The organism is Actinoplanes subglobosus (assembly GCF_042650585.1).
GTDB lineage: Bacteria > Actinomycetota > Actinomycetes > Mycobacteriales > Micromonosporaceae > Actinoplanes > Actinoplanes subglobosus.
In genome coordinates this window covers 300,327-323,501 of the sequence record NZ_JBHSBL010000005.1, presented here as the reverse complement: position 1 = coordinate 323,501, position 23,175 = coordinate 300,327, and the positions used below count along the sequence as shown (strand labels likewise).

The window sequence follows — 23,175 nt, the reverse complement described above, 5'->3', positions numbered from 1 at the left end:
GGGTCAGTTCTCGTCGGAGGGTTTGTCGGCCGGTTTGTCGGCATCCCCGACGGTGGCGGCCACGGCCTCGGGCTCGCCGTCCTTCTTCGCCTCGGCCTTCTCACCGGGCTCCTCCCCGGCCGGCAGCGCCCCGGTCTCCTGGTACTCCCGGAACTGCTCCTCGGTGACCAGGCGGTAGGAGACCGGAACCTTACGGGCGTCGTCCTTGCCGGCGGCGGTCACGTCGAGCTGCGAGACGTCGCTGCCCTCGGCCGCCTCCGGCGCGGGCACGGTGTCCGGCGCGTCGATCGGCACCAGGTAGCCGCGCGGGCCGCGGACCACGGCGAAGTAGATCGCCGCGCCCAGGAAGATGATGATCGAGGTGAAGACGTTGAGGCGGATGCCGAAGAACGTGTTGGCCTCGTCGACGCGCAGCATCTCGATCCACAGGCGGCCGGCGGTGTAGCCCATCACGTAGAGGGCGAAGGCGCGGCCGCGGCCGAACTTGAACTTGCGGTCGGCCAGCCAGACCATCAGGGCCACGCCGAGGTTCCAGATCAGCTCGTACGCGAAGGTCGGATGATAGAGGTCGGGCCGGGTCACCGGCTCACCGTCGATCATGACCGCGTGCCCCGGGTTCGACGAGTCCATCTCGTGCACCTCGAGGCCCCACGGCAGGGTGGTGACCTTGCCGTACAGCTCGTTGTTGAACCAGTTGCCGAGCCGGCCGATCGCCTGCGCCACCGGCAGCGCCGGGGCCAGCGAGTCGGCGATGACACTCAGCGGGATGCCGATCTGCCGGGCCGCGATCAGCGCGCCGACCGCGCCACCGGCGACCGCGCCCCAGATGCCGAGGCCACCCTCCCAGATGAAGAACGCCTTGACGGGGTCACCGTTGGCACCGAAGTAGTCCTGCGGCGAAGTGATCACGTGATAGATCCGGGCGCCGATGATGCCGAACGGCACCGCCCAGACCACGATGTCGAGGGACACCCACGGCGCCGCACCACGGTGCCGCAGCCGCTGCTCCAGCAGAAGCGTCGCGACGACCATGCCGGCGATGATGCAGAGGGCGTAGGCGCGGATCGGGAACCCGACCACATGCCACACCGACTCGGTGGGGCTGGGGATGGCGGCGATTATCACGGGTGCACACGCTACCGCCGCGCGGTCGATCTGTGATGCCCAGGGCACCGGCTGAAATCCAACCGGTGCCCTGCCTTTACTTCCCTCGGACGCCCTCGGCCAGTTCGGCGCTCAGGGCACGCAGATTCTTCAGGCCGGTCGCCCGGTCGCCGGCCTCCAGCATGCAGCGGATCAGCGCGCTGCCGACGATCACGCCGTCGGCGAAGGCGGCCACCTCGGCGGCCTGCCGGCCGTTGCCGACGCCCAGGCCCACGCCGACCGGCATCTCCGGGTCGATCGACCGGATCCGCTGGACCAGCTCGGGGGCCTGCGACGACACGGTCTTACGGGCTCCGGTGACACCCATCAGGGCGGTCGCGTAGACGAAACCCCGGCAGTTCGCCAGGGTCATCGCGATCCGCTCGTCGGTGGAGCTGGGCGCCACCAGGAACGTCCGGTCGATCTTGTGCGCGTCCGCGGCGGCGATCCACTCGGCCGCCTCGTCCGGGATCAGGTCCGGCGTGATCAGCCCGGTCGCCCCGGCCGCGGCCAGGTCACGGGCGAACGCGTCGACGCCGTACTTCTCGATCGGGTTCCAGTAGGTCATCAGCACGACCGTGGCGCCCGCCGACGAGACCGCGTCGATGATCTTCAGGGTGTCGCGGGTACGCACCCCGTTGGCCAGCGCGATGTCACTGGCCTTCTGGATCACCGGGCCGTCCATCACCGGATCCGAGTACGGCAGCTCGACCTCGATCACGTCGCAGCCGGCCTCGTGCATGGCGATCATCTGCTCGATGCTGTGGTCGACCGTCGGGAAGCCGGCCGGCATGCAGCCGACCAGCACCGACCGGTTCTCCGCCTTCGCCTTGGCAAACGTCGTCGCGATGCTCACGTGTTCTCCCCGGGAACGACCGTCTCGACCTGGTCGAGGATGCCGAAATACGCGCCCGCGGTGTGCACGTCCTTGTCGCCGCGCCCGGACAGGTTGATCACGATCGTCGGCGTCCGGCCCAGCTCCTCACGCAGGCGCGGGGCGATCTTCGCGGCACCGGCGAGAGCGTGCGAGCTCTCGATCGCCGGGATGATCCCCTCGGTCCGGCACAGCAGCTGGAACGCGGCCATCGCCTCGGCGTCGGTGACCGGCTCGTAGACCGCCCGGCCGGAGTCGTGCAGCCAGGCGTGCTCCGGGCCGACACCCGGGTAGTCCAGGCCGGCCGAGATCGAGTGCGACTCGATGGTCTGACCGTCGTCGTCCTGCAGCAGATAGGTGCGGTTGCCGTGCAGCACACCGACCGAGCCACCGGTGATCGACGCCGCGTGCCGGCCGGTCTCCACGCCGTCGCCGCCGGCCTCGAAGCCGTACAGCCGGACCCCCTCGTCGGGGACGAAGGCGTGGAAGATGCCGATCGCGTTGGACCCGCCGCCCACGCACGCCGCCACGGCGTCCGGCAGGCGGCCGAGCTGCTCCAGGCACTGGGCCCGGGCCTCGACGCCGATGCCGCCGACGAAGTCGCGGACCAGCTCCGGGAACGGGTGCGGGCCGGCCGCGGTCCCCAGCAGGTAGTGGGTGGTGTCGACGGTGGAGACCCAGTCCCGCAACGCCTCGTTCAAGGCGTCCTTGAGGGTCCGGGACCCGTTCGTCACCGGGATCACGGTCGCGCCGAGCATCCGCATCCGGGCCACGTTGAGCGCCTGCCGCTGGGTGTCGGTCTCGCCCATGTAGACGACGCACTCCAGGTCGAGCAGTGCGGCCGCGGTCGCGGAGGCCACGCCGTGCTGGCCGGCGCCGGTCTCGGCGATCACCCGGGGCTTGCCCATCCGCTTGGCGAGCAGCGCCTGACCCAGCACGTTGCGCACCTTGTGGGCGCCGGTGTGGTTCAGGTCCTCCCGCTTCAGCAGGATCTCCGCGCCCAGGGCCTCGGAGAGCCGGGTCGCCCGGTAGAGCAGCGACGGCACACCCGCGTAGTTCAGCAGCAGGCCCTCGAAGGCCTTCTGGAACTCCGGATCCTGCTTCGCCGACCGGTACGCGGCGTCCAGCTCGTCGAGGGCCTTGATCAGGGCCTCGGGCACGAACCGCCCGCCGTACCTCCCGAAGTGCCCGGCGAGGTCCGGCAAACTCGGCGCGGTCACCGCACCGGCCTCGGCGTCGCCGGGTGGTTACCGGCGTTGACCAGCTCGGCCACCGCGTCACGCGGCGACTTCTGGGTCACCAGGCCCTCACCGACCAGCACGGCGTCGGCACCGGCCGACGCGTACCGGATCAGGTCGTGCGGGCCGCGCACGCCGGACTCGGCGATCTTCACCACGTTCTGCGGGAGACCGGGGGCGATCCGCTCGAAGACCGACCGGTCCACCTCGAGGGTGCGCAGGTCGCGGGCGTTGACGCCGATGACCTTCGCGTTGGCCTCGAGTGCCCGGTCCGCCTCCTCCTCGTTGTGCACCTCGACGAGGGCCGTCATGCCCAGCGACTCGATGCGCTCCAGGAGGCCGACAAGCACGTTCTGCTCGAGGGCCGCGACGATCAGCAGCACCAGGTCGGCGCCGTGGGCGCGCGCCTCGTGCACCTGATAGCTGGAGACCACGAAGTCCTTGCGCAGCACCGGGATCTTCACGGCGGCGCGAACCGCGGCGAGATCGTCCAGCGAGCCGCCGAACCACCGGCCCTCGGTGAGGACGCTGATGCACCGGGCGCCGCCCTGCGCATACTCCCCCGCCAGCTCGGCCGGGTCGGGGATGTCCGCGATGGCGCCCTTCGACGGGGACGCTCGCTTCACTTCGGCGATCACCGCCACGCCGGGCTTGCGCAACGCGGCGTACGCGTCGATCGCCGGCGGGGCCGCCGCGGCGAGCTCCCTCACCCGCTCGAGAGGCACCTGTGCCTGCCGCGCCGCCACGTCCTCACGGACGCCGGCGAGGATCTCCTCGAGAACGTTCTGCTTTGCCGCTTCGCGAGCGGGTCCGCCACTGCCCGCTTCCGCCTGATCGGATGTCACGTAATGACTCCCCTCTCCGGGTGTCTTCGGCCCGATGCTAGGAGGTGACGGCGGGTGACGGGCTGCCGGGGGTATGGCGCGCCTCACGGAATGGACTGCGGCATAATGCCAGGCTGCCCGCCGAGGATGTCTCATCGCTCACACCGTGCGAAGAAGCCTCAGGCCGTTGTACTGGGGCACCTCCCCCGTTCGGCCGATACCACTCCGCGTTGACACGGGTGTCACCGTGCGGAAATACGACTCCACCATCATGTGACTCGGGCAGACTTGTCCCGGCGTTCGGTTCCTTTCCCGCGCGCCGTCAGCCAGCCGGACGATGATGCGGAGTCGACCCATGGCCACTGAGTCACCCCAGCCGATGAATTTCGCCGTCGTGTCCCGAGTCCTCGTGTCGGTCGCCGCCGAGGTCGCCAACGGCGTCCAGCGCGCCGTCGTCGGCTCCGACAACGTGCGGACCGCCCGGGAGAACGCGTGGGACGCCATCCAGGCCGACCGGGCCCGGGCCGCCGCGCGGGTGGAGACCGCCCGTGCCGTCGCCGCGATGCTCGCCAGCGCCCCGGCCACCCGCCGTCGTGCCAAGCCGCTGACCGGCGCACACCGGTAAGGGCGCACACCGGGAGCACGGCTCAGCGGGCGGTCGGGTCCTCGCCACGGTCCAGGGCGTCCCACAGGTCCCGGCCCGCCGCGGGGCCGGCTGTCTCCACCTCGGCCGGGGCGGCCGGGCGTCTCTCGTACCGCGAGGACATCGCCGACCACCGGTGGCCGTGACGGGCCGCGAGGACACCGCCCACCACGACCGCCGCGCCGCCGCAGGCGCAGGCGATCGGCCAGACCGGGCTCGCCACCCCCGGGTCGGCACCGGCCCGGGCCAGCACCGCACCCACCACGACACCCGCTCCGGCCAGCGCCAGGAGACCGCCCAGCAGCCGGCGGGCGACGCCGCGGGTGGCCAGCAGAGCCCCCGTCCCGGCGAGGGCGACGACCGCGAGGCCGATCAGCCACGGCTGGAGGTCGGCGCCGGTCTGCTCGGTCCGAAGATCTGACAATCCGGGCCTCTGCTCGACCTCGGCCACCCAGACCCGGGTCGCGGCGTAGAGCGCCAGCCCGCCCCCGGCCAGGCCGGACGCGACAGCCGCGAAGTACGTCTTCATCGGGCGGCGCGCAGGGTCTCCGCCGAGGCGATCGCGGCGAGCACCGCGGCGGCCTTGTTACGGGTCTCCAGCTCCTCGGCGGCCGGGTCGGAGTCGGCGACGATGCCCGCACCCGCGCCGACGTAGGCGACGCCGTCCTTGAGCAGGGCCGTCCGGATCGCGATCGCCATGTCCATGTCGCCGGCGAAACCGAAGTAGCCGACCGTGCCGCCGTAGAGGCCGCGCCGGGTCGGTTCCAGCTCCTCGATGATCTCCATGGCCCGGACCTTGGGCGCGCCGGACAGGGTGCCCGCCGGGAACGTCGCGGCCAGCGCGTCGAAGGCGGTCCGGTCGTCGCGGAGACGGCCGACCACTGTCGACACGATGTGCATGACGTGGCTGTACCGCTCGATCCGGGCGAACTCCGGCACCTCGACGCTGCCCGGCTCGCAGACCCGGCCCAGGTCGTTGCGGCCCAGGTCGACCAGCATCACGTGCTCGGACCGCTCTTTCGGGTCGGCGAGCAGCTCGGCGGCGAGCGCCGCGTCCTGCTCCGGGGTGGCACCACGCCAGCGGGTGCCGGCGATCGGGTGCAGCAGCGCGGTCCGCTTGGCGCTCACCTTGAGGTGCGCCTCCGGCGAGGAGCCGACGATGTCGAAGTCGTCGAAGCGGAGCAGGTACATGTACGGACTCGGGTTGGTGGCCCGCAGCACCCGGTAGACGTCGAGCGCGTTGGCGTCGGTGGGCCGCTCGAACCGCTGCGCCACCACGATCTGGAAGCACTCACCGGCCCGGATAGCCTCCTTGGCCTCCTCCACCGACTTCTGATAATCACCCGGAAGAGTACGGCTGACCGGCTCACCGGCCGGTCGGCGATCGACAGTGGAGACCATCGGCGGGGTCGGCCGGGACAGCGCGGTGGTCATCGCGTCGAGACGGCCGACCGCCTGGTGGTACGCCGCACGGCGGGCCGCGTCGTCGGCGTCGGCGTCGAGCACCGCGTTGGCGACCAGCAGCGCCGAGCCCTCGTGGTGGTCGAGGACCACCAGGTCGGTGGCGAGCAGCATGCCCAGCTCGGGCAGGCGCAGGTCGTCGGCGGCGGTGGACGGCAGCCGCTCGAAACGGCGGACCAGGTCGTAGCCGAGGTAGCCGACGAGACCACCGGTGAGCGGGGGCAGGCTCTCGTCGAGCGTGCCGGTCAGTGCGGCCACCGTCTCGCGCAGCGCCACCACCGGGTCACCGCCGAGCGGGACGCCGGACGGCGGGGTGCCCAGCCAGGCGGCCTGCCCGTCGCGCTCGACGAGCGTCGCGACACTGCGCACCCCGATGAACGAATACCGCGACCAGGCCAGGCCCTGCTCGGCCGACTCGAGCAGGAAGGTGCCCGGGCCACCGGCCAGTTTGGTGTAGACGCCGACCGGGGTCTCGCCGTCGGCCAGCAGCTTGCGGGTGACCGGGACGACACGCTTGCGCTGCGCGACGAACCCGGCCTCGTCGGGGAACGTGGCTCCGCTGGTCACTGGCCCTCCGCAAGCAGGTCGTCGGTGAAGCAGGTGTGCGTGCCGTTGTGGCAGGCCGCGCCGGTCTGCACGACGGTGACCAGCAACGCGTCGCCGTCACAGTCCAGGGAGACGCTCCGGACATGCTGGTGGTGACCCGACGTCTCGCCCTTCACCCAGTACTCCCGGCGGCTGCGGGACCAGTAGGTGGCCCGGCCGGTGGTCAGGGTGCGGTGCAGGGCCTCGTCGTCCATCCAGCCGAGCATCAGGACGTCGCCGGTGCCGTGCTCCTGCACGACCGCCGCGACGAGTCCGTCGGGGGTGCGCTTGAGCCGGGCGGCGATCGCCGGGTCCAGGGTGGTCTCTACATCGGGTGCGGGCACGCGCACGATTCTCCCCCATCACCGGCGGCGGCCGTAACGACCCGCAGGGGGCCCACGATCCGGTAACCGGGGGTGTGCTCGACGATTCCGAGCGGTACCGTCGCCGGGAAGCGCGGTACGTGCCTGACTGCCCGGCGCCCGCCGCCCGGTGTGCCGCACGGCGAGAACTGCGGATTCAGGCATCCCGGCGGGCGCGGACTCGCAACGGGAGTGGTGAACCGAGATGGAGCCGACGTCCAGCCCCGACAACGCACGGCCCTCGCCCGGCCTGGCCCGCTTCTGGCAGGTCCGGCCCGAGCCGGAACCGGCGGTCGACGAGCCGCTGGAGACTCCCGCCGATCTGCTGAACGGTTCGCCGCTCGGCAGCTTCCGCAGCCGGCCCATCCCGCCGCTGGCGCCGATCGCCTCGGCCACCCGTCATCCGGGTAACGCGGCCGATCCGTTCGGGTTGAATCGTGCGGGCCGGGGCGGCCAGCGCCACCGCCCGGACGCCGATGCGACGGAGCAGCGACGGAACGGCGATCCTGATCACTCAGTACCTCCGGAGGACGAGGAGAAACCCGTCCAGGACGTAAAGTCCGGTGCGCCGGAGAGTGGCTTCGGCCTCGGCGGGCGGGCCGGGCGGTTCCTCTTCGGCGACCGCGACGGTGATGGCGACCGGGACGGTGACGATGGCGACCGGGACGGTGACGATCCCGATCCTGCCGCCGAGACCGGGGACAGCGAGACTCAGGTCGGCGACGAGCCGACCGACGAGGAGACGGCCGGAGCCACACCGGAGGACGAGCCCGCGGACCGGACTCCGCCGGACGCCGGCCAGGAGACCGCCGAGGTGGCGGGACCCAGCGACGAGAACGGACGTGAGGACATGAACGGACGGGCAGGCGCGCCCGGCTACGCGCAGACCGGCGAAGCCGCCCCGGATCCCTCGGGCGAGCCGGTCGAGGAGTCGCCGGGGCAGGTTCCGGCCGACCCGCCGCGCGCGGCCGCCGGCTGGGCTTCGGTGCCCGGCCTGACCCAGCCGGTCCCGACGGTGGCGGGCACCCCGGTCTCCGGCGGTCCGGTCTCGGGTGCCCCCGTGTCGCCGGCGTACGCGCCGAACCCGTACACGGTCGCGGATTTCACCCCGGACCACCCGGCCGGGAACCTGCAGCCGGTGTCCGGGCTGCCCGGTCAGCCGCCGGAGCCGGCCGACCCGGCCGTGCCCGCGCCCGTCTCGCCGGCGGCGGAGGCCCCGGCCGTGGCGTCGGCGCCGGTGCAGATCCCGTCGACGCGGACGCCCCCCGACCTGACGATCGACCTGGGTGACGCCGGTCTGCCGCCGACCACCGAGGGTGGGTACGGTTTCGCGCCGACCGGTTACAGCCTGGGCCGCCCGGCCGAGGCCTTCGGTGTGGCGTCGGTCACTCCCGCTGCTCCGCATGCCGGCACGGTCACGCCGCCGTCGGAGTTCCTGACCTTCCCGCCGGCGCCGCCCGCCCGCCGGGCCCGTGAGGAGTCGGCCGACGAGGTCGTGGCTCCGGTGGCCCGGCGTTCGGCCAGCCTGGAGGATGTCGAGCCGGTCCGCCGGGCCGGCCGCCGGGCGGCACCGGCCGAGGAGGCCGCCGACCAGTCCGGCGAGGAGCCGCTGATCGGCCGCACGATCTGGGACGAGGACGCGGCCCGGCACTTCCGGGCGGCGTGGCACGAGGTGAAGGCGGAGTTCGTCGACGACCCGGTCACCGCGCTGACCCGGGCCCACGACCTGCTGACCGATGCGGTGAACGAGCTCACCGAGGTGCTGCTGGCCGAGCGGGACGAGCTGGACCCTCTGCGGGGCACCGACACTCCGGACACCGAGAGCATGCGGATGGCGATGCGCGGCTACCGGGAGTTCCTGGACCGGATCCTGTCGCTGTAAGCGGGACGCTGAAAAGATGTGAGCCCTGCCACCCGCGGCACCGGGTGGCAGGGCTCGAAGACGGGATCGGCGTGGCATGACGGCGGCAGAAGGTCGCCACGCCGATCCCGCCTCGTTCTAGGCGGCGCTGCTGTCGCAGCAGCGCCGGCAGAGGATCGGGTGCAGCAGGTGCGCCAGATCGTGCCGGTCGGTGACCGGGCGGGGGAAGGCGAGACGGGCGCTGCGGCCGCCCATCCTGACCAGGAAGCCGTACCGGTCCATCCGCACCACCTTGGGCTCGTCGCCCGGGCGGGCGTCCTTGCCCAGCTGGCGGCGCACGTAGTCGCTCATCTCGCTCATGTGGTGGTCGGCGAGGTCGGCGATCAGGTCGAACTCGACGGCGCGCAGCGGGTCCGGGGTGGCCTCGGCGTAGTCGTCCGGGTCGATCTCGACGAGTTTCTCGCTGCGCTCCCAGCGCACCTCGGCGACCTCCATCCGGTAGAGATCCTGGCTCTCGCCGATGTCGAGCAGGTCGCCGCAGGCGTCGGTGTCGGCGTAGTCGAGCGCGGCGGCCCGGGCGTCGTCGCCCTCCAGCTTCGCGGCCCAGCCGGAGACCCAGATGCGGCCCAGCGACGGTGAGGTCGCCATCGGCGGCACGTCACGGATGTCCAGAACGAGCGCGGTGTCGTCGTTGCCGTCCTGTGGGCGGAGTGCGCCGGTGAGAGTACCCTCGCTGGGCACGAGGAGCAGGACACGTCCCTGGGCGTCGGTCACGTGCCGGACCGGAGTGGGTCCGGGACGGCAGGCGATGTGGGCGACGGCGGGCAGGTGACCGGCGGCGAGGGTACGCGCGATCTCGGCGGGACTGGGTTGCATGACGAGCACCTCCGGGCACCGGTTAGGCTTACCTAAGTTAGGCAAGGCTAACCGTAACAGGAGATCGCAGTTGAACAACTCTCGACCCAAGGCGAAGCTGTCGCGCGCCCTCGGCATCCCTCTGACTCGTAAGTGCGTCAAGTACTTCGAGCGCCGTCCGTTCCCGCCGGGCGTCCACGGCCGTGGCCGTCGCAAGGCGTCGGACTACCAGGTCCGGCTGCTGGAGAAGCAGCGGCTGCGCCACCAGTACAACATCAGCGAGGTCCAGATGCGTGCGGCCTACGACGCCGCGCACAAGGCTGAGGGCAAGACCGGCGAGACCATGGTCACGCTGCTCGAGCGCCGCCTCGACGCCACCGTGTTCCGGGCCGGCTTCACCCGGACCATCTACCAGGCCCGCCAGCTCGTCGTGCACGGTCACTTCACCGTGGACGGCAAGAAGGTGGACCGCCCCGGCTACAAGCTGAAGCCCGGCCAGGTCATCGAGGTCAAGGAGACCAGCCGGCAGAAGCCGCCGTTCCAGATCGCGGCGACCGGTACGCACATCGACGGCCCGACCGCGCCGTACCTGTCGACCGTCCTGGAGGAGCTCCGGACCACGGTCATCCGTGTCCCGGTCCGCTCCGAGGTCCCGGTGCTCTGCGACGAGCAGCTCGTCGTCGAGTACTACGCACGCTGATCAGCAGTACAGGCTCTTGAATCGCTGAAATGGCGGGCCTCTCGCAGCGGTCGCGGTAACCCGCGGCCGCTGCGGGCGACGCGCTCATCTCACCGGCCCCGGCCGGTCAGAAGCTGGTCAGCGTGTCTGCTCCAACCAGCTGGCGTAGAGCTTGGCGTAGATCGACCCCGCCTCGGTGACGAGGCGGGCATGCGGGCCGCGTTGCACGACGCGGCCCGCATCCACCACGATCACCTCGTCCGCGGACTCCGCCGTCGACAGCCGGTGCGCGATCGCCACCGTGGTCCGGCCCCGCGTCACCAGGTCGAGCGCGTACTGCAGCCGCACCTCGGTCGCCGGGTCGACAGCACTGGTCGCCTCGTCCAGGACCAGCAGATCCGGGTCGGCGACGTAGGCCCGTACCAGCGCCACCAGCTGCCGCTCGCCCACGCTGAGCGACTCGCCCCGCTCGCCCACCGCGGTCTCCAGGCCGGCCGGAAGGCCGGCCAGCCAGTCGCCGAGCCCCAGCTCGGCGAAGGCGCCCCGGAGCTGCGCGTCGGTGAGCGACGGCTCGGCGAAACGAATGTTCTCGGCGATCGTCGCGTCGAAGAGGAACCCGTCCTGCGGCACCATCACCACTCGCGACCGCAGTGACGAGAATCGCACCGCCGTCAGTGGGACCCCGGACAGCTCGACGGTGCCGGCGGCCGGGTCCATCAGGCGGGTGAGCAGCTTCGCGAACGTGGTCTTGCCGCTGCCGGTCTCCCCCACCACCGCGTACTTACGGCGCGCGTCGAGCGTCAGGTCCACGTCGGCGAGCACGATCGGCCCGCCCGGATAGCGGAACGACACGTCGTCGAAACGCACCGACAGCGGCCCGGGCGGCAGCTCCACACCCTCGTCGTCGGGGTCGGCCACATCCGGGTCGACGTCCAGCACGTCCAGGATGCGCCGCCAGCCGGCGACCGCGTTCTGCGCCTCGTTGAGCTGCTCGGTGGCGATCTGCACCGGCTGGATGAAGAGAGTCACCAGGAACAGGAACGCGGTGAGCCGGCCCACCGTGAGATCGCCGTCCGCCCCGAGCAGGACACCGGCCACCACCACACCGGACAGAGCCAGACCCGCGCTGATCTCGCCGCTGGAGAAACTCGTCACACTCGTGCGCATGGCCCGCTGCTGCGCGGTCCGCAGCTCCTCGACGGCCGTGTCCAGGCGCCGGGCGGTCCGGTCGGACACCCCGAAGGCACGGATCACGGTGGCGCCGACCACCGACTCGGCGACGGCACCCAGCATGACACCGGTGCGCTCGCGGACCGTACGGTAGGCGCCCGCCAGCCGTTTCTGGAAGAACCGGATCACCGCGATCGCCGGCCCGAACGAGAGCAGCACCACCACCGTGAGCTGCCACGAGTAGGCGAACATGACCACCGTGGAGACGATCAGCTGACCACCGGCGAGCAGCAGCTGCACCCCGCCGGTCTGGAGGAACTGGGAGATCTGGTCCACGTCACCGGTCACCCGCGACACCATCGACCCGCGCCGCTCCGACTGCTGGTGCAGCATCGACAGGTCGTGGATGTGCCGGAAGGTCCGCGACCGCAGCCCGCCCAGCGCCGTCTCGCTGACCGTGAAGAGCCGCCGGGTCATCAGGTAGCCGCAGAGCGTCGAGATCGCCAGGGCGGCCAGGGTCAGCGCCACCACCGTGACGACGACACCCGGGTCCGGGCCGGACGGGCCGTTGATGCCGTGGTCGATGCCCTGTTGCACGGCGATCGGCACGGCCACCCGGCCGGACATCTGGAGGATCGCCAGGCCGATCGTCCCGGCCAGACCGATCCGCAGCTCCGGGGAGAGGGACAGCCCCCGCCGGATGGTGGCGAAGGTTCCTGCGTCGCTCACTTGTCCGCCTTCTCGTACGCGGTGACCAGATCCCGGTAACCGGGCTGGGACTCCATCAGCCCCGCGTGTGTGCCGGTCGCCACCACCCGCCCCTGATGCAGGTAGACGACGTGGTCGGCGAGCGCGATGCTGGCCCTCCGGTACGCCACCACCAGCAGCGACGTGCCCGACTCGCGCAACGCGCCCAGGATCGCCGCCTCCACCCGCGGGTCCACGGCGCTGGTCGCGTCGTCCAGCACGAGCAGCCGGGGCCGGCCGGCCAGCGCCCGGGCCAGGGTCAGCCGCTGGCGCTGCCCGCCGGACAGCGACGTGCCGCGCTCGCCCACCTCGGTGTCCAGCCCCTCCGGCAGCGCGGTGACGAACCCCTCCGCCTGGGCCAGGCGCAGCGCCGCCCGGACCCGCTCGTCGTCGATCTCCGGCCGGTCCAGCGCCACGTTGCCGCGGATCGTGTCGTCGAAGACGAACGGGATCTGCGGGACCAGGCCGGTCGCCCCGGCCAGGGCGGGCGCCGACAGGTCCGGCAGTTTCACCCCGTCGAGCGACACCGTGCCGGCGGCCGGGTCGACCAGGCGCATGGCGAGCGCGGCGATCGTCGACTTGCCCGAGCCGGTCGCGCCGACCAGGGCCACCGTCGTGCCGGCGGGAACGGTGAAGGTCACGTCGGTGAGCACCGGCGGACCGTCGGCGTACCGGTACCCGACCCGGTCGAACCGCAGCTCGGCCGGGCCCGACCCGGGCAGGGCCCCCGCGCCGTACGTCAGATCGCCCTCGGCCGCCAGCACCGCCTGCACCCGCTCCCAGCCGGCGACACTGCGCGGCAGCTCGCCGACCACCCAGCCGATCGCCCGCACCGGGAACGCCAGCACGGTGAACAGGAACGCGACGCTGATCACCTCGGTCACCGTGATCGCGCCGGCCTGCAGCCGCCACGTGCCGATCAGCAGCACCGCCAGCGTGCCGACGCTCGGCAGGCTCTCCATCAACGGGTCGAAGACACCGCGCAGCCGGCCCACCGCGACCAGTGCGTCGCGCAACTCGGTGACGAACACCCCGAACCGGCGGGACTCGTCGGCCTCCCGGCCCATCGTCTTGACCACCAGGGCGCCGTCGAAGCTCTCGTGCGCCACCGCGGCGACCTTCGCCCGCATCCGCTGGGCGTGGATCTGTCGCGGCGCCATCCGGCGGGAGTAGAAGAAGTTCAGCGCGAACAGCGCCGGGAACAGCGCCACCCCGACCAGAGCCAGCACCCAGTCGGTGAGGAAGAGCGCGGCCACCGCCCCGGCGATCATCACGATCGTGCCGACCGCGAACGGCAGCGGCGCGATCGGTGCGAACGCGGCCTCCACGTCCGAACTGGCGTTGGAGAGCAGCGCGCCGGTGGCGTGCCGCTGGTGCCACTCCGGCGGCAGCGACAGGTAGCGGCGGGTCACCGCCCGCCGATACCGCGCCTGCAGGCGGAACTGCATGAACCCGGCGCCGATCCGGCGGGCCCAGATGCTCGCCACCCGCAGCCCGCTGAGGCCCAGCAGGACGGCGACGGTCAACGCGAGGCCGCCGGTGCTCACCCGCCGCTCGGCGAACGCGGGCACCACGACACGGCCGACGACAGCGCCGACGACGTACGAGTTCGCAATGATCAGAAAGCCGAAGAAACTGCTGCCCAGAGCGCTGATGGTGAAGAGTCGTGGTTCTGTCCGGATGGCCCGGCCGAGCACCCGCAGTCCCCGTACCAGCACATCGTTGCCGGTCCCGCTGGTCACATTCCTACCTGACTGGTAAGCATTCGTCGGCACATCCGACCTTACCGGTCCATCCTTGCCCACTGCGCACCCGTTTACATTGTGGCCACGATTACATCGAGGCTTACGATCGGTTCATGACCAACTACGCCCGCAGTGAGCGGGAGCAGCTCGCCGATCTGCTGACCAGCACCGGGCCCGACGCTCCGACGCTCTGCGAGGGGTGGACCACCCGGGACCTGGCGGCGCACATCGTGGTCCGGGAGCGCCGCCCCGACTCGGCGGCCGGTCTGCTGATCAAGTCGCTGGCCGGGCACGGCGAGAGCGTCCGGCTGGCGCGGGCCGCCCTGCCCTACCCGGAGTTGATCGCCCAGTTGCGGACGCCGCCGGTGTGGAGTCCGGTCAGCAATCCGCTCGTCGACCCGCTGGCCAACACCATGGAGATGTTCATCCACCACGAGGACGTGCGCCGCGCCGCCGCCGGGTGGCAGCCGCGGGCACTGGACCGGGGGCTGGAGACCACGCTGCACCGCAACCTCAAGCTGATCACCCGGGGCTCGCTGCGCCGTCTCGGGATCAGCGCCGAGATCACCGCCACCGGGTTCGCCCCGGAGCGGGTCGGAGGTGAGCCGCAGGTGCGGATCACCGGCGATGTGGGCGAGATCGCAGTCTTCTTCTTCGGGCGGCAGCGGGCCTCCCGGGCCTCGGTCGACGGGGATCCGGCCGTCGCCGAGCGGCTGCGGACGGCCCGCCTCGGGGTGTAAACGGGTGGAGGGGCGGGCCGGGCCGACCTAGGTTGCCTGCCATGACCGCTCGCACCGACCTGTCCGTCACCCAGGGGGCCGCACTCTCGGTCGGCGCCGTCCTGGGCACCGGGCTGATCTCGCTGCCGGCGCTGGCCGCCGACGCCGCCGGCCCGGCGTCGCTCGTCGCGTGGCTCGCGCTGATCGTCCTGTCGGCCCCGCTGGCCTGGACGTTCGCTGCCCTGGGGGCCCGCTATCCGGACGCCGGCGGGGTCTCCACCTATGCGGGCATGGCGTTCGGCCCGAGGGTCGCGGCGGCGGTCGGCTGGACCTTCTACTTCGCGGTGCCGCTGGGTGCACCGGTGGCGGTGGCGTTCACCGGCGGCTACGTCTCGGATGTCCTCGGCGGGGGCCGGGCGACCGAGTTCGCCACGTTCCTGGTGATCGTCGGTACGGCGTACGTCATGAACTGGTTCGGTCTGAAGATCTCCGGCCGGGTGCAGGTGGTCCTCTCGATCTCGCTGGCGACCATGCTGGTGGTGACCGTGCTGGCCGCGCTGCCGCACCTGGACCGGGACAACCTGACACCGTTCGCCCCGCACGGCTGGTCCGGGATCGGTGCCGCGGCCGCCCTCCTGGTCTGGGGTTTCGCCGGCTGGGAGGCGCTGTCCTCGCTCTCCGGGGAGTACCGGAACCCGCGCCGTGACGTGCCCCGGGCCACCCTGATCGCCGTCGCCGTCGTCGGTGTCCTCTACCTGGCGGTGGCCGCGGTGAGCGTGCTCGCGCTGGGCCCGGCGCTGGCCGGCAGTCGCGCGCCGCTCGCCGATCTGCTGGCCATCGGGCTGGGCGGCCCGGTGCGGGTGCTGACCGCGGTGATCGCCGTGGTCCTGACGCTGGGCGCGGTGAACGCGTACTTCGCCGGGTCGAGCCGCCTCGGGGTGGCGCTGGCGAGGGAGGGCGCGCTGCCGGCGCGGGTGTTCGGCGAGCAGCGGCGGTCGCTGACGTTCATCTTCCTGGCCGGTATCGCCTGCGTGCTGCTGCCGCTGGACCTGCACACCGCCGCCCTGCTGACCACCGGGTGTTTCACCCTGGTCTACGTGATCGGCACGGCGGCGGCGCTACGGCTGCTGACCGGCGTGTGGGCGCGGGTGGTGGCCGGGACCGCCTTCGCCGCCGTGGTGGCGCTGCTCTGGCTGAACGGGCCGCCGGCCCTGCTGAGCCTGGTGATCGCCGGCGGCGCACTGATCTATCAGCGGGTCAGAGCCGGGCAGCCAGTGTCCTCCGGTCGATGAAGGCGCCCGCGCCGACCGGTGCGGTGCACGCGTAGGCCCCGGCGATCACCGCCCGGTCGAGGCAGGCGTCGTCGCCGGCCCCGGCCGCCCAGGCGGTGAGGAAGGCGGCGGCGAACGCGTCACCGGCCCCGTTGGTGTCGACGATCGGCGCGCCCGGATCGACCGCGTCCCGGTGGGTGACCCCCTCGCGGGTGTGCAGGTCGGCGCCCTTGCCGCCGTGGGTGACGACGACCCGGGTCGCCACGCCGTCGGCGAGGACCCGGGCGGCGGCACCGTCGGCGAGCTGGACGCCGCTGACGAAGACCAGGTCGGCGCCGAGGGCGAAGTCGAGGTGGTGCGGGTTGTCGCCGTCCCAGTCGTGCAGGTCGGTCGAGATCGTCACGCCGGCGGCCCGCAGCGCGGGGATCAGGTGCCGGGCCCAGTCCATGATCGTCAGGTGGACGTGCCGGACCCCGGCGGGCAGCGGCAGGTAGTACTCCTCGGGCAGGCGGTACCCGGGGACGTCGCGCCCGTCGTACAGCGAGAGGCGCCGGCCGTCCGGGCTCATCAGGTTGACCGCCCTGCGGGTGCCGGCCGGGGCGGGCGCGGTCCGCAGGCCGATCCCCCATTCCTGGAACGCCGCCCGCACCCGCCCACCGAGCTCGTCGTCACCCACCGTGTCGATCACCGTGACCTGCTCACCGAGCGCATGCAACGCGAGCGCCACACACGTCCCGGTGTGCGACACGTGATCCTCGATGGGGCCCTGCGGGCGGGCCGAGTCGGCGCCGAGCACGGGCAGGTCCGCCACCGGCACCACCGTGTCCACGCCGGTGCCACCGATCACCAGGAAAGTCATGCCGCACAACGTAGTGCCGCGCTGACTAGGATGGGAACGGATCCGTGCGGGTTGATCCGGACTCTAGCCGTGGTGCCGCCCGCGCATTACTCTGCGGTAACACTTACGTTACGTACACCCCCCGTTCATGGTTGAAGGCGGCGCTCGAATGGCTCTCGAGGTTCCCTACCGGTCCATCCCGGACATGCTCTTCCAGCGCGTGGCGAAGACTCCGGACGCCCGGGCGCTGGCCGGGCCCAACGCAGACGACAGCGGACCGGCGTGGCTGACCTGGCGCCAGGTCGGCGAGCGCACCCGCGCGATCGGCGCCGGCCTGCGTGAGCTGGGCATCGGCTTGGAGGACCGGGTCGCGATCCTGTCGAACACCCGGCTCGAGTGGATCCTGGTGGACCTGGGCATCAACGTGGCCGGCGCGGCCGCCACGACGGTGTACCCGACGACCGAGCCGGAGGACACCGCGTTCATCGTGTCCGACTCCGGCTCGAAGATCCTGGTCGCGGAGAACGCGAAGCAGGCCCTGAAGATCTCCGGCGCCACCACCGCGGTGACGAAGGTGGTGCTGATCGACGGCCCCGCCGACGCCGGCGCCACGCCACCGCAGATCACGCTGGCCGAGCTGGAGCAGCTCGGCACCGAGGCGCTGACCCGCGAGCCGGGCCTGATCGACGACGTGGTGGCCCAGCTCGGCCCGGACAACGTCGCCACCCTGATCTACACCTCCGGCACCACCGGCCGGCCCAAGGGCGTCGAGCTGCTGCACCGCGGCTGGACCTGGGAGGGTGTGGCGCAGGAGGACCTCGGCCTGTTCTCGCCGACCGACCTGCACTACCTGTGGCTGCCGATGTCGCACGCGTTCGGCAAGACGCTGCTCTGCGGCATCCTGCACGTGGGCGTGCCGACCTACGTCGACGGCCGGGTCGACAAGCTGATCGACCTGCTCGCGGTGATCCGGCCGAGCCTGATGTGCGCCCCGCCGCGCATCTACGAGAAGGTCTACAACAAGACCGTCACCAGCGGCCTCTCCGGCACCGGCCTGAAGCCGAAGATCTTCAGCTGGGCCGTCGCGACCGGCAAGAAGCGGGTGGCGTTCCAGCAGGCCGGCAAGCCGGTCCCGGCGGCCCTCGCGTTCCAGTACTCGATCGCCGAGAAGCTGGTCTTCTCGAAGCTCCAGGCGCGCCTCGGTGGCAACATCAAGGTGCTGGTCAGCGGCTCGGCAGCGCTCAGCCGGGACATCTCGGAGTTCTTCGCCGCGGCGAACCTGCCGATCCTCGAGGGCTACGGCATGACCGAGGCCTGCGCGGCCAACTTCGTCAACCGCAACGGCAAGCTGCGGATCGGCACGGTCGGCCAGCCGCTCGGCGACCTCGAGGTCCGCATCGACACCGACGGCGAGGTGCTGATGCGCGGCGCCCCGGTGATGCGCGGCTACCACAACCTGCCGGAGGCCACCGCCGAGGCGTTCACCGAGGACGGCTTCCTGCGCACCGGCGACATCGGCGAGCTCGACGCCGACGGGTACCTGAAGATCACCGACCGCAAGAAGGACCTGGTCAAGACGTCCGGTGGCAAGTTCATCGCGCCGTCGGCGATCGAGGGCTCGTTCAAGGCGGTCTGCCCGTACACCTCGCAGGCGGTCGTCATCGGCCAGAACCGCAACTTCGTCACCATGCTGATCGCACTCGACGAGGACGCGATCACGACGTGGGCGGCGTCCGGCCCGCTGGCCGGCAAGAGCTACGCCGAGATCGTCGCCGCGCCGGAGACGCACGCGCTGGTCGAGGGCTACATCGCCGAGCTCAACGCCAAGCTGAACCGGTGGGAGACGATCAAGAAGTTCGCGATCCTCCCGCGCGACCTGAGCATCGAGGCCGGCGAGGTCACGCCGTCCATGAAGATCAAGCGCCGCAGCGTCGAGACGAACTTCTCCGAGCAGATCGACACGATGTACGCGGGCAGCCTCGCCCAGATCTGACCACCGTTCCACCCCGGGCCGGCGGACCGCTCACGGTTCGCCGGCCTTTTCATGTGGTACGCCGTGGGCCCTCCCTCGCCGAACCACACCTCCCCACCCACACCGCGACGCGGGCCTCCCCTCCCGCCCGCCAAGGCGACTCACGCGCATGGCGCCCCCTCACCGGCGTGGTTCGAGGAACGCCTGATCGCGGGCACCGGCCGTACCCTGATGCGCGACGGTGTCCGGCCGGCCTGATCAGTAGTTGCCGGTGACGCGGTAGGACACGGTCCCGGTGTAGGTGCCGGCCTTCTGGAGGTAGTCGATCCTGATCCGGTTGGTGATCTGCACGGAGTCGCCGGTGACCGCTGTCGGCCGGGCCGCCGTCACCGCCGTCTCGCCGCCGGTGGTGTAGCCCGCGTAACTGCCGGCCGTGGCCTGATAGGCGCCCAGCCCGGTCACCGCGGCCGTGTACCCGACCCGGTTCACGCCGAACGACCCGCTCACGACCGCACCCGCGAGGTTCGCCGAGACCGGGGCGATGGTCCCGTTGACACCGGACAGTGCCGTTCCGGAGACGGCGAGGGTGTAGCCGTTCGTCGCGTTGACCCCGACGGCGAGCGTGGTGACGACCGTGCTGTCCGGCCGGAGCAGCGGGTCGACGTAGATCTTCGTGACGACCGGGGAGGTGACCGCCGCCGCCGGACGGGGCACCGGTAGCACGGCCGTGGCCAGGGAGAAGTAGACACCGCCACTGGTGGACGCGTCGATGGTCGCCCCGCCGGACGTCAGCGTGGTGACGGTGCTGTGCTGCACCCCGGCCGAGGCGGTGTTGGTGAAACCGGCGATCGACAGGTGCATGTGCCGGCCGGCGGGCACCGTGACGGCACTGGCCAGGGTGTAGGTGACCACGCCCCCGCTCAGCGACACCGTGCCGGTGGACGGCAGGTTGAGGGCGCTGACCAGGTAGACGCTCGTCGTCGCGGACACCGGCACGGTCAGGGTGACGCTCTTGATCGCGGTGGCCGTCCGGGACACGAACTCCCAGCTGTAGACCACCGGGGTGGCACTGATCCCGGCGTCGGACACCCAGAACCAGGCCGCCGACGTCATCAGGCCGAGCTGCCGGATCCGGAGTTCACCGGAGGAGGCGATGTGCAGGTTGCCGGTGGAGTCGAAGGCCATCCGGGCCGGGGTGTGCAGGCGGGTCGAGGTGCTGGCGCCGGCGAGACCGTCACCGGCGTACGAGTAGCTGCCCTGCCGCCCGGCCACGAGGTGGATGACACCGTGCCGGTCGACCCGGCGTACCACCTGCGAGCCGGTTCCCGAGTTGGTCCCGGCGCCGTCGGCGATGTAGAGGTCGCCGCCGGTGTCGATCGCCAGGCCGGCCGGCATGTCCATGGTGGCGGCGGTGGCGGGGCCGCCCTCACCGTTACCGCCGGCGGTGGCGTAGACGCCGGCCACCCGGGTGATGATCCCGCCCCGGACCCGCCGGACCACCTTGTTGCCGCTGTCGGCGATGTAGACGTCACCGGCGGCGTCGACCACGACGTCCCGGGGAGCGTTCAGCCTCGCCGTGGCGGCCGCCAGGTCGTCCCCGGAGGCGCCGGCCGTGCCGTCTCCCGCGACGACGCTGATCGTGGTCCCGCTGACCCGCAGGACCCGGTTGTTGCCGCTGTCGGCGAAGTAGAGGTCCCCGTTGGCGACGACGGCGATCCCGTACGGCTTGTTGATCTGGGTCGTGGTGGCGACACCGGTCCAGCTCGCGCCGGCCGTACCGGTGCCGGCGACGGTGCTGATCACGCCACCGGGCGTCACCTTGCGGATCCGGTGCTGCCCGAACTCGGCGATGTAGAGGTTGCCGCCGCCGTCCACCGCCACGTCCTGCGGTTTGCGGACCTGGGCACTGGTCGCCGCCCCGCCGTCGCCGAGCGCGCCGGAGGCCAGCCCGGTGCCGGCGACGGTGCTGATCACGCCACCGGTGACCTTGCGGATCCGGTTGTTGTCGGTGTCGGCGATGTACATCGTGTCGGCGCTGTCGAAGTCCGCCCCGCCGGGGTGGTAGAGCTGCGCGGCGGTGGCGGCACCACCGTCCCCGCTGTAGGTGGCCCACCGGTTCCCGGCGACGGTGGAGATGCTGCCGCCGACGGTGAACCGCCGGACGCCCCAGGTCGGGACCGACTGGCTGCCGCCCTGGGAGAGGTAGAGGGTGCCGGTCGCCGCGTCGCGGACCACGTCGTTCGGGTAGTCGACGGTGGCCGCGGTGGCGGCGGCGCCGTCACCGGTGATGCCGGCCGTACCGGTCCCGGCGACGGTGCTGATGGTGCCGCCGATGGTGAACCGCCGGATCCGGTTGCGCCCGGCCTCGGCGAAGTAGACGGTGTCCGTCGTCGTGTCCACCGTCATGCCGCGCGGGCAGTCGAGCCCGCTGGCCGAGGCGGCGACCCCGTCGGCGAACGTGTTCGTGCCGTTGCCGGCGATCCGGGTGCGGGCGGTGCCGGCGGCGTTGTACTGCCAGATCGCGCCGTCGAGGCCGCTGTTGCAGTCGGCGACCAGCAGGTGGCCCGCGCTGTCGAAGGCGACGTTCGTGGGTTCGGTGAGCGCGAGCCCGCTGCCGAAGACGCTACCCACCCCGGCCGGCGTGATCTTCACGATCCGGGTGTTGTCGGTGTCGGCGACGAACACGTTGTCGGACGCGTCCAGCCCCACACCCTGCGGGTTGTTGAGGACCGAGGTCGAGCCCGTGCCGTAGAAGGTGCTCATCTGGCCGGAGGTGTCGACCTTCCGGATCCGGTGGTTGCTCGCCGCGGCGATGAACATGTTCCCGGCCGTGTCGAAGTCGAGGTCCCACGGTGCGTTGATGCCGGCGGCGGTGGCCGGGCCACCGTCGCCCTGGCCGTTGGCCGCACCCATGCCGGCCACCACCGTGATGGTCCCGGTCGTCAGGTCGACCCGGCGGATCACGTGGTCCTGCTGGTCGGCCACGTACAGGGCGTTCCCGCGCAGGACCAGGCCACGCGCCCCGACACCGACGGTCAGCGCGTTGGCGGAGTTGGTGTTTCCGGTCCCGCCGGCCGAGGTGGTCAGGTCACCGGCGGCCGCCAGGGCCGGCGCGGCGGGCACCCCGAGCAGTCCCGCCACCAGGGCGGTCAGGACGGTCAGGGTGGCGCCGCGCCGGTTCAGCCGGCGCATGCCGGGTCGTTCCGCCGGGCCCACGTGCGGCGGTGCCGCGGCTTGCGCCGGGCCATCAGCTCGCGCCGCGCCCGCTCACGGCGACGGCGGTACCAGTACCAGTAGGCGCCGAGCGTCACCGCGGTGACGGCGAGGAGGATCAGGGTGAGCCACGGGATGATCAGGATGGCGCCGCCGCTGTCCTCGGCCAGGTAGGCGAGGCCGTTGCTGCCGCCGTACAGGATCTGGGCCTTGGGCCGGGCGATCAGGAAGAGGCCGTGCACCTCGTAGGCGTATTCGAGGGTGCGGCTGGTGCCGGTGGGGAAGAGCTGGACGTCGTCGGAACCCCGGTAGACGCCGACGTTCTCGTCGGTGAGCCGGGAGTCGACCCGGACCTGGCCACGGCCGAGCGCCGCCGCCGGCCCGGTGTTGGTCACCACGTAGGTGCTGGTCATCGTCGACCCGAGGTGGATGATGCCGGTCGCCGCGATCTCGACGTCCATCCGCCGCTCACGGGAGCCGGGCAGCTCGACCTCCAGCAGGGCGCCGATCTGGTGGTAGACCCGGATGCCGGTGCCGGTGGCCTGCGCCTCGACCACGAAACCCAGCAGGTAGATGTCGGGCAGCAGGCTGGACGGCACGGTGAGGATGACCGGCACCCGCTGGAAGGTGTGCGCCGGCAGTGTCAGCGTGGACGGGTACTTCGCCGAGCCCGACCAGGCCGGGTCCGGCTGGTCGCTGTACTCGACCTGGCCGTCGTCGCGCGGCAGCACCCCGGCGGACCGGATCCGGGCGACGAGCTGGTGGTCGCTGTTGTTGGCCACGGTGAGCTCGGTCCTGATCCGGCCCTGCCTGTCCGGGGACAGGCGTTCCGACGGGGTGCTGACCGCGAAGTCGGCGGTACCCGACGAACGCGGCGAGGCCACCGGCGCGGCGGACGCGACCGTCGGGCCGGGTCCGGCCACGGCGAGTGCCGTGACCAGGGCCGCGGTCAGAGCGGCTGTCAGCTTTCGCACC

Annotated in this window: 19 protein-coding genes; 6 read left to right on the top strand and 13 right to left on the bottom strand. The window is 71.9% G+C overall.

Going from position 1 to position 23,175, the window contains the following annotated elements; genetic code table 11:
* Positions 1 to 3: 3 nt before the first annotated feature.
* The 4 genes from lgt to trpC all read right to left on the bottom strand — a co-directional run bounded on the left by lgt (position 4) and on the right by trpC (position 4,025).
* Positions 4 to 1,125 carry a prolipoprotein diacylglyceryl transferase gene (lgt, locus tag ACFO0C_RS04980; protein ID WP_378065307.1) on the bottom strand — a complete coding sequence of 374 codons (1,122 nt, stop codon included), beginning with the start codon at positions 1,123 to 1,125 and terminating at the stop codon, positions 4 to 6.
* A gap of 76 nt (positions 1,126 to 1,201) precedes the next feature.
* Complete coding sequence (trpA, locus tag ACFO0C_RS04975; RefSeq protein WP_378065306.1) at positions 1,202 to 1,999, bottom strand: tryptophan synthase subunit alpha; 798 nt, start codon at positions 1,997 to 1,999, stop codon at positions 1,202 to 1,204.
* On the bottom strand, positions 1,996 to 3,237 hold the full coding sequence (gene trpB, locus ACFO0C_RS04970; RefSeq protein WP_378065305.1) for a tryptophan synthase subunit beta: 1,242 nt from the start codon (positions 3,235 to 3,237) through the stop codon (positions 1,996 to 1,998). Before trpB ends, trpA begins: the two co-directional genes overlap by 4 nt.
* Complete coding sequence (trpC, locus tag ACFO0C_RS04965) at positions 3,234 to 4,025, bottom strand: indole-3-glycerol phosphate synthase TrpC (RefSeq protein WP_317797202.1); 792 nt, start codon at positions 4,023 to 4,025, stop codon at positions 3,234 to 3,236. Before trpC ends, trpB begins: the two co-directional genes overlap by 4 nt.
* Positions 4,026 to 4,434: 409 nt before the next feature.
* Here trpC and ACFO0C_RS04960 point away from each other — a divergent pair, with 409 nt between their 5' ends.
* Positions 4,435 to 4,704: a hypothetical protein gene (locus tag ACFO0C_RS04960; protein ID WP_378065304.1), complete on the top strand. Its 270-nt coding sequence runs from the start codon at positions 4,435 to 4,437 to the stop codon at positions 4,702 to 4,704.
* 22 nt (positions 4,705 to 4,726) lie between these two features.
* Here the strand turns inward: ACFO0C_RS04960 and ACFO0C_RS04955 are convergent, their stop codons facing one another.
* Genes ACFO0C_RS04955 through hisI form a run of 3 tightly spaced genes read right to left on the bottom strand, consistent with a single transcriptional unit; the run spans position 4,727 to position 7,112 of the window.
* Positions 4,727 to 5,251, bottom strand: coding sequence for a Trp biosynthesis-associated membrane protein (locus tag ACFO0C_RS04955; protein WP_378065303.1), 525 nt, complete (start codon positions 5,249 to 5,251; stop codon positions 4,727 to 4,729).
* Positions 5,248 to 6,750 (bottom strand): anthranilate synthase component I, encoded by a 1,503-nt coding sequence (locus ACFO0C_RS04950; RefSeq protein WP_378065302.1) that lies wholly within the window; start codon positions 6,748 to 6,750, stop codon positions 5,248 to 5,250. The genes ACFO0C_RS04955 and ACFO0C_RS04950 overlap by 4 nt, the downstream gene beginning before the upstream one ends.
* The gene (hisI, locus tag ACFO0C_RS04945) at positions 6,747 to 7,112 is read right to left on the bottom strand and encodes a phosphoribosyl-AMP cyclohydrolase (RefSeq protein WP_378065301.1); all 366 of its coding nucleotides are present in this window, start codon (positions 7,110 to 7,112) and stop codon (positions 6,747 to 6,749) included. Before hisI ends, ACFO0C_RS04950 begins: the two co-directional genes overlap by 4 nt.
* A gap of 223 nt (positions 7,113 to 7,335) precedes the next feature.
* Between hisI and ACFO0C_RS04940 the strand changes: the two genes are divergently transcribed.
* Positions 7,336 to 9,012, top strand: a complete 1,677-nt coding sequence (locus tag ACFO0C_RS04940) for a hypothetical protein (RefSeq protein WP_378065299.1) — start codon at positions 7,336 to 7,338, stop codon at positions 9,010 to 9,012.
* 117 nt (positions 9,013 to 9,129) lie between these two features.
* On the opposite strand, the gene ACFO0C_RS04935 is transcribed toward ACFO0C_RS04940, so the two are convergent.
* Positions 9,130 to 9,867 (bottom strand): DUF2470 domain-containing protein, encoded by a 738-nt coding sequence (locus ACFO0C_RS04935; RefSeq protein ID WP_378065298.1) that lies wholly within the window; start codon positions 9,865 to 9,867, stop codon positions 9,130 to 9,132.
* A 70-nt stretch (positions 9,868 to 9,937) separates the two neighbouring features.
* On the opposite strand from ACFO0C_RS04935, the gene rpsD reads away from it, so the two are divergent.
* Positions 9,938 to 10,546, top strand: a complete 609-nt coding sequence (gene rpsD / locus ACFO0C_RS04930) for a 30S ribosomal protein S4 (protein ID WP_378065297.1) — start codon at positions 9,938 to 9,940, stop codon at positions 10,544 to 10,546.
* 117 nt (positions 10,547 to 10,663) lie between these two features.
* Here rpsD and ACFO0C_RS04925 read toward each other — a convergent pair whose 3' ends face one another.
* A complete protein-coding gene (locus ACFO0C_RS04925) occupies positions 10,664 to 12,424 on the bottom strand; it encodes an ABC transporter ATP-binding protein (protein WP_378065296.1) in 1,761 nt (586 codons plus the stop codon).
* A complete protein-coding gene (locus tag ACFO0C_RS04920; protein WP_378065295.1) occupies positions 12,421 to 14,184 on the bottom strand; it encodes an ABC transporter ATP-binding protein in 1,764 nt (587 codons plus the stop codon). Before ACFO0C_RS04920 ends, ACFO0C_RS04925 begins: the two co-directional genes overlap by 4 nt.
* Before the next feature lie 116 nt (positions 14,185 to 14,300).
* On the opposite strand from ACFO0C_RS04920, the gene ACFO0C_RS04915 reads away from it, so the two are divergent.
* Positions 14,301 to 14,927 carry a TIGR03085 family metal-binding protein gene (locus ACFO0C_RS04915; RefSeq protein WP_378065294.1) on the top strand — a complete coding sequence of 209 codons (627 nt, stop codon included), beginning with the start codon at positions 14,301 to 14,303 and terminating at the stop codon, positions 14,925 to 14,927.
* A 41-nt stretch (positions 14,928 to 14,968) separates the two neighbouring features.
* A complete protein-coding gene (locus ACFO0C_RS04910; protein WP_378065293.1) occupies positions 14,969 to 16,198 on the top strand; it encodes an APC family permease in 1,230 nt (409 codons plus the stop codon).
* Here the strand turns inward: ACFO0C_RS04910 and ACFO0C_RS04905 are convergent.
* Complete coding sequence (locus tag ACFO0C_RS04905) at positions 16,164 to 17,036, bottom strand: carbohydrate kinase family protein (protein ID WP_378065292.1); 873 nt, start codon at positions 17,034 to 17,036, stop codon at positions 16,164 to 16,166. The two genes, ACFO0C_RS04910 and ACFO0C_RS04905, sit on opposite strands and share 35 nt — an antisense overlap.
* Positions 17,037 to 17,184: 148 nt before the next feature.
* On the opposite strand from ACFO0C_RS04905, the gene ACFO0C_RS04900 reads away from it, so the two are divergent.
* On the top strand, positions 17,185 to 19,008 hold the full coding sequence (locus ACFO0C_RS04900; protein WP_378065291.1) for an AMP-dependent synthetase/ligase: 1,824 nt from the start codon (positions 17,185 to 17,187) through the stop codon (positions 19,006 to 19,008).
* A 237-nt stretch (positions 19,009 to 19,245) separates the two neighbouring features.
* On the opposite strand, the gene ACFO0C_RS04895 is transcribed toward ACFO0C_RS04900, so the two are convergent.
* Together ACFO0C_RS04895 and ACFO0C_RS04890 are read right to left on the bottom strand one after the other, a co-directional pair.
* On the bottom strand, positions 19,246 to 22,179 hold the full coding sequence (locus tag ACFO0C_RS04895) for a hypothetical protein (RefSeq protein ID WP_378065290.1): 2,934 nt from the start codon (positions 22,177 to 22,179) through the stop codon (positions 19,246 to 19,248).
* The gene (locus ACFO0C_RS04890) at positions 22,167 to 23,174 is read right to left on the bottom strand and encodes a COG1470 family protein (RefSeq protein ID WP_378065289.1); all 1,008 of its coding nucleotides are present in this window, start codon (positions 23,172 to 23,174) and stop codon (positions 22,167 to 22,169) included. The genes ACFO0C_RS04895 and ACFO0C_RS04890 overlap by 13 nt, the downstream gene beginning before the upstream one ends.
* Position 23,175: the final 1 nt, after the last annotated feature.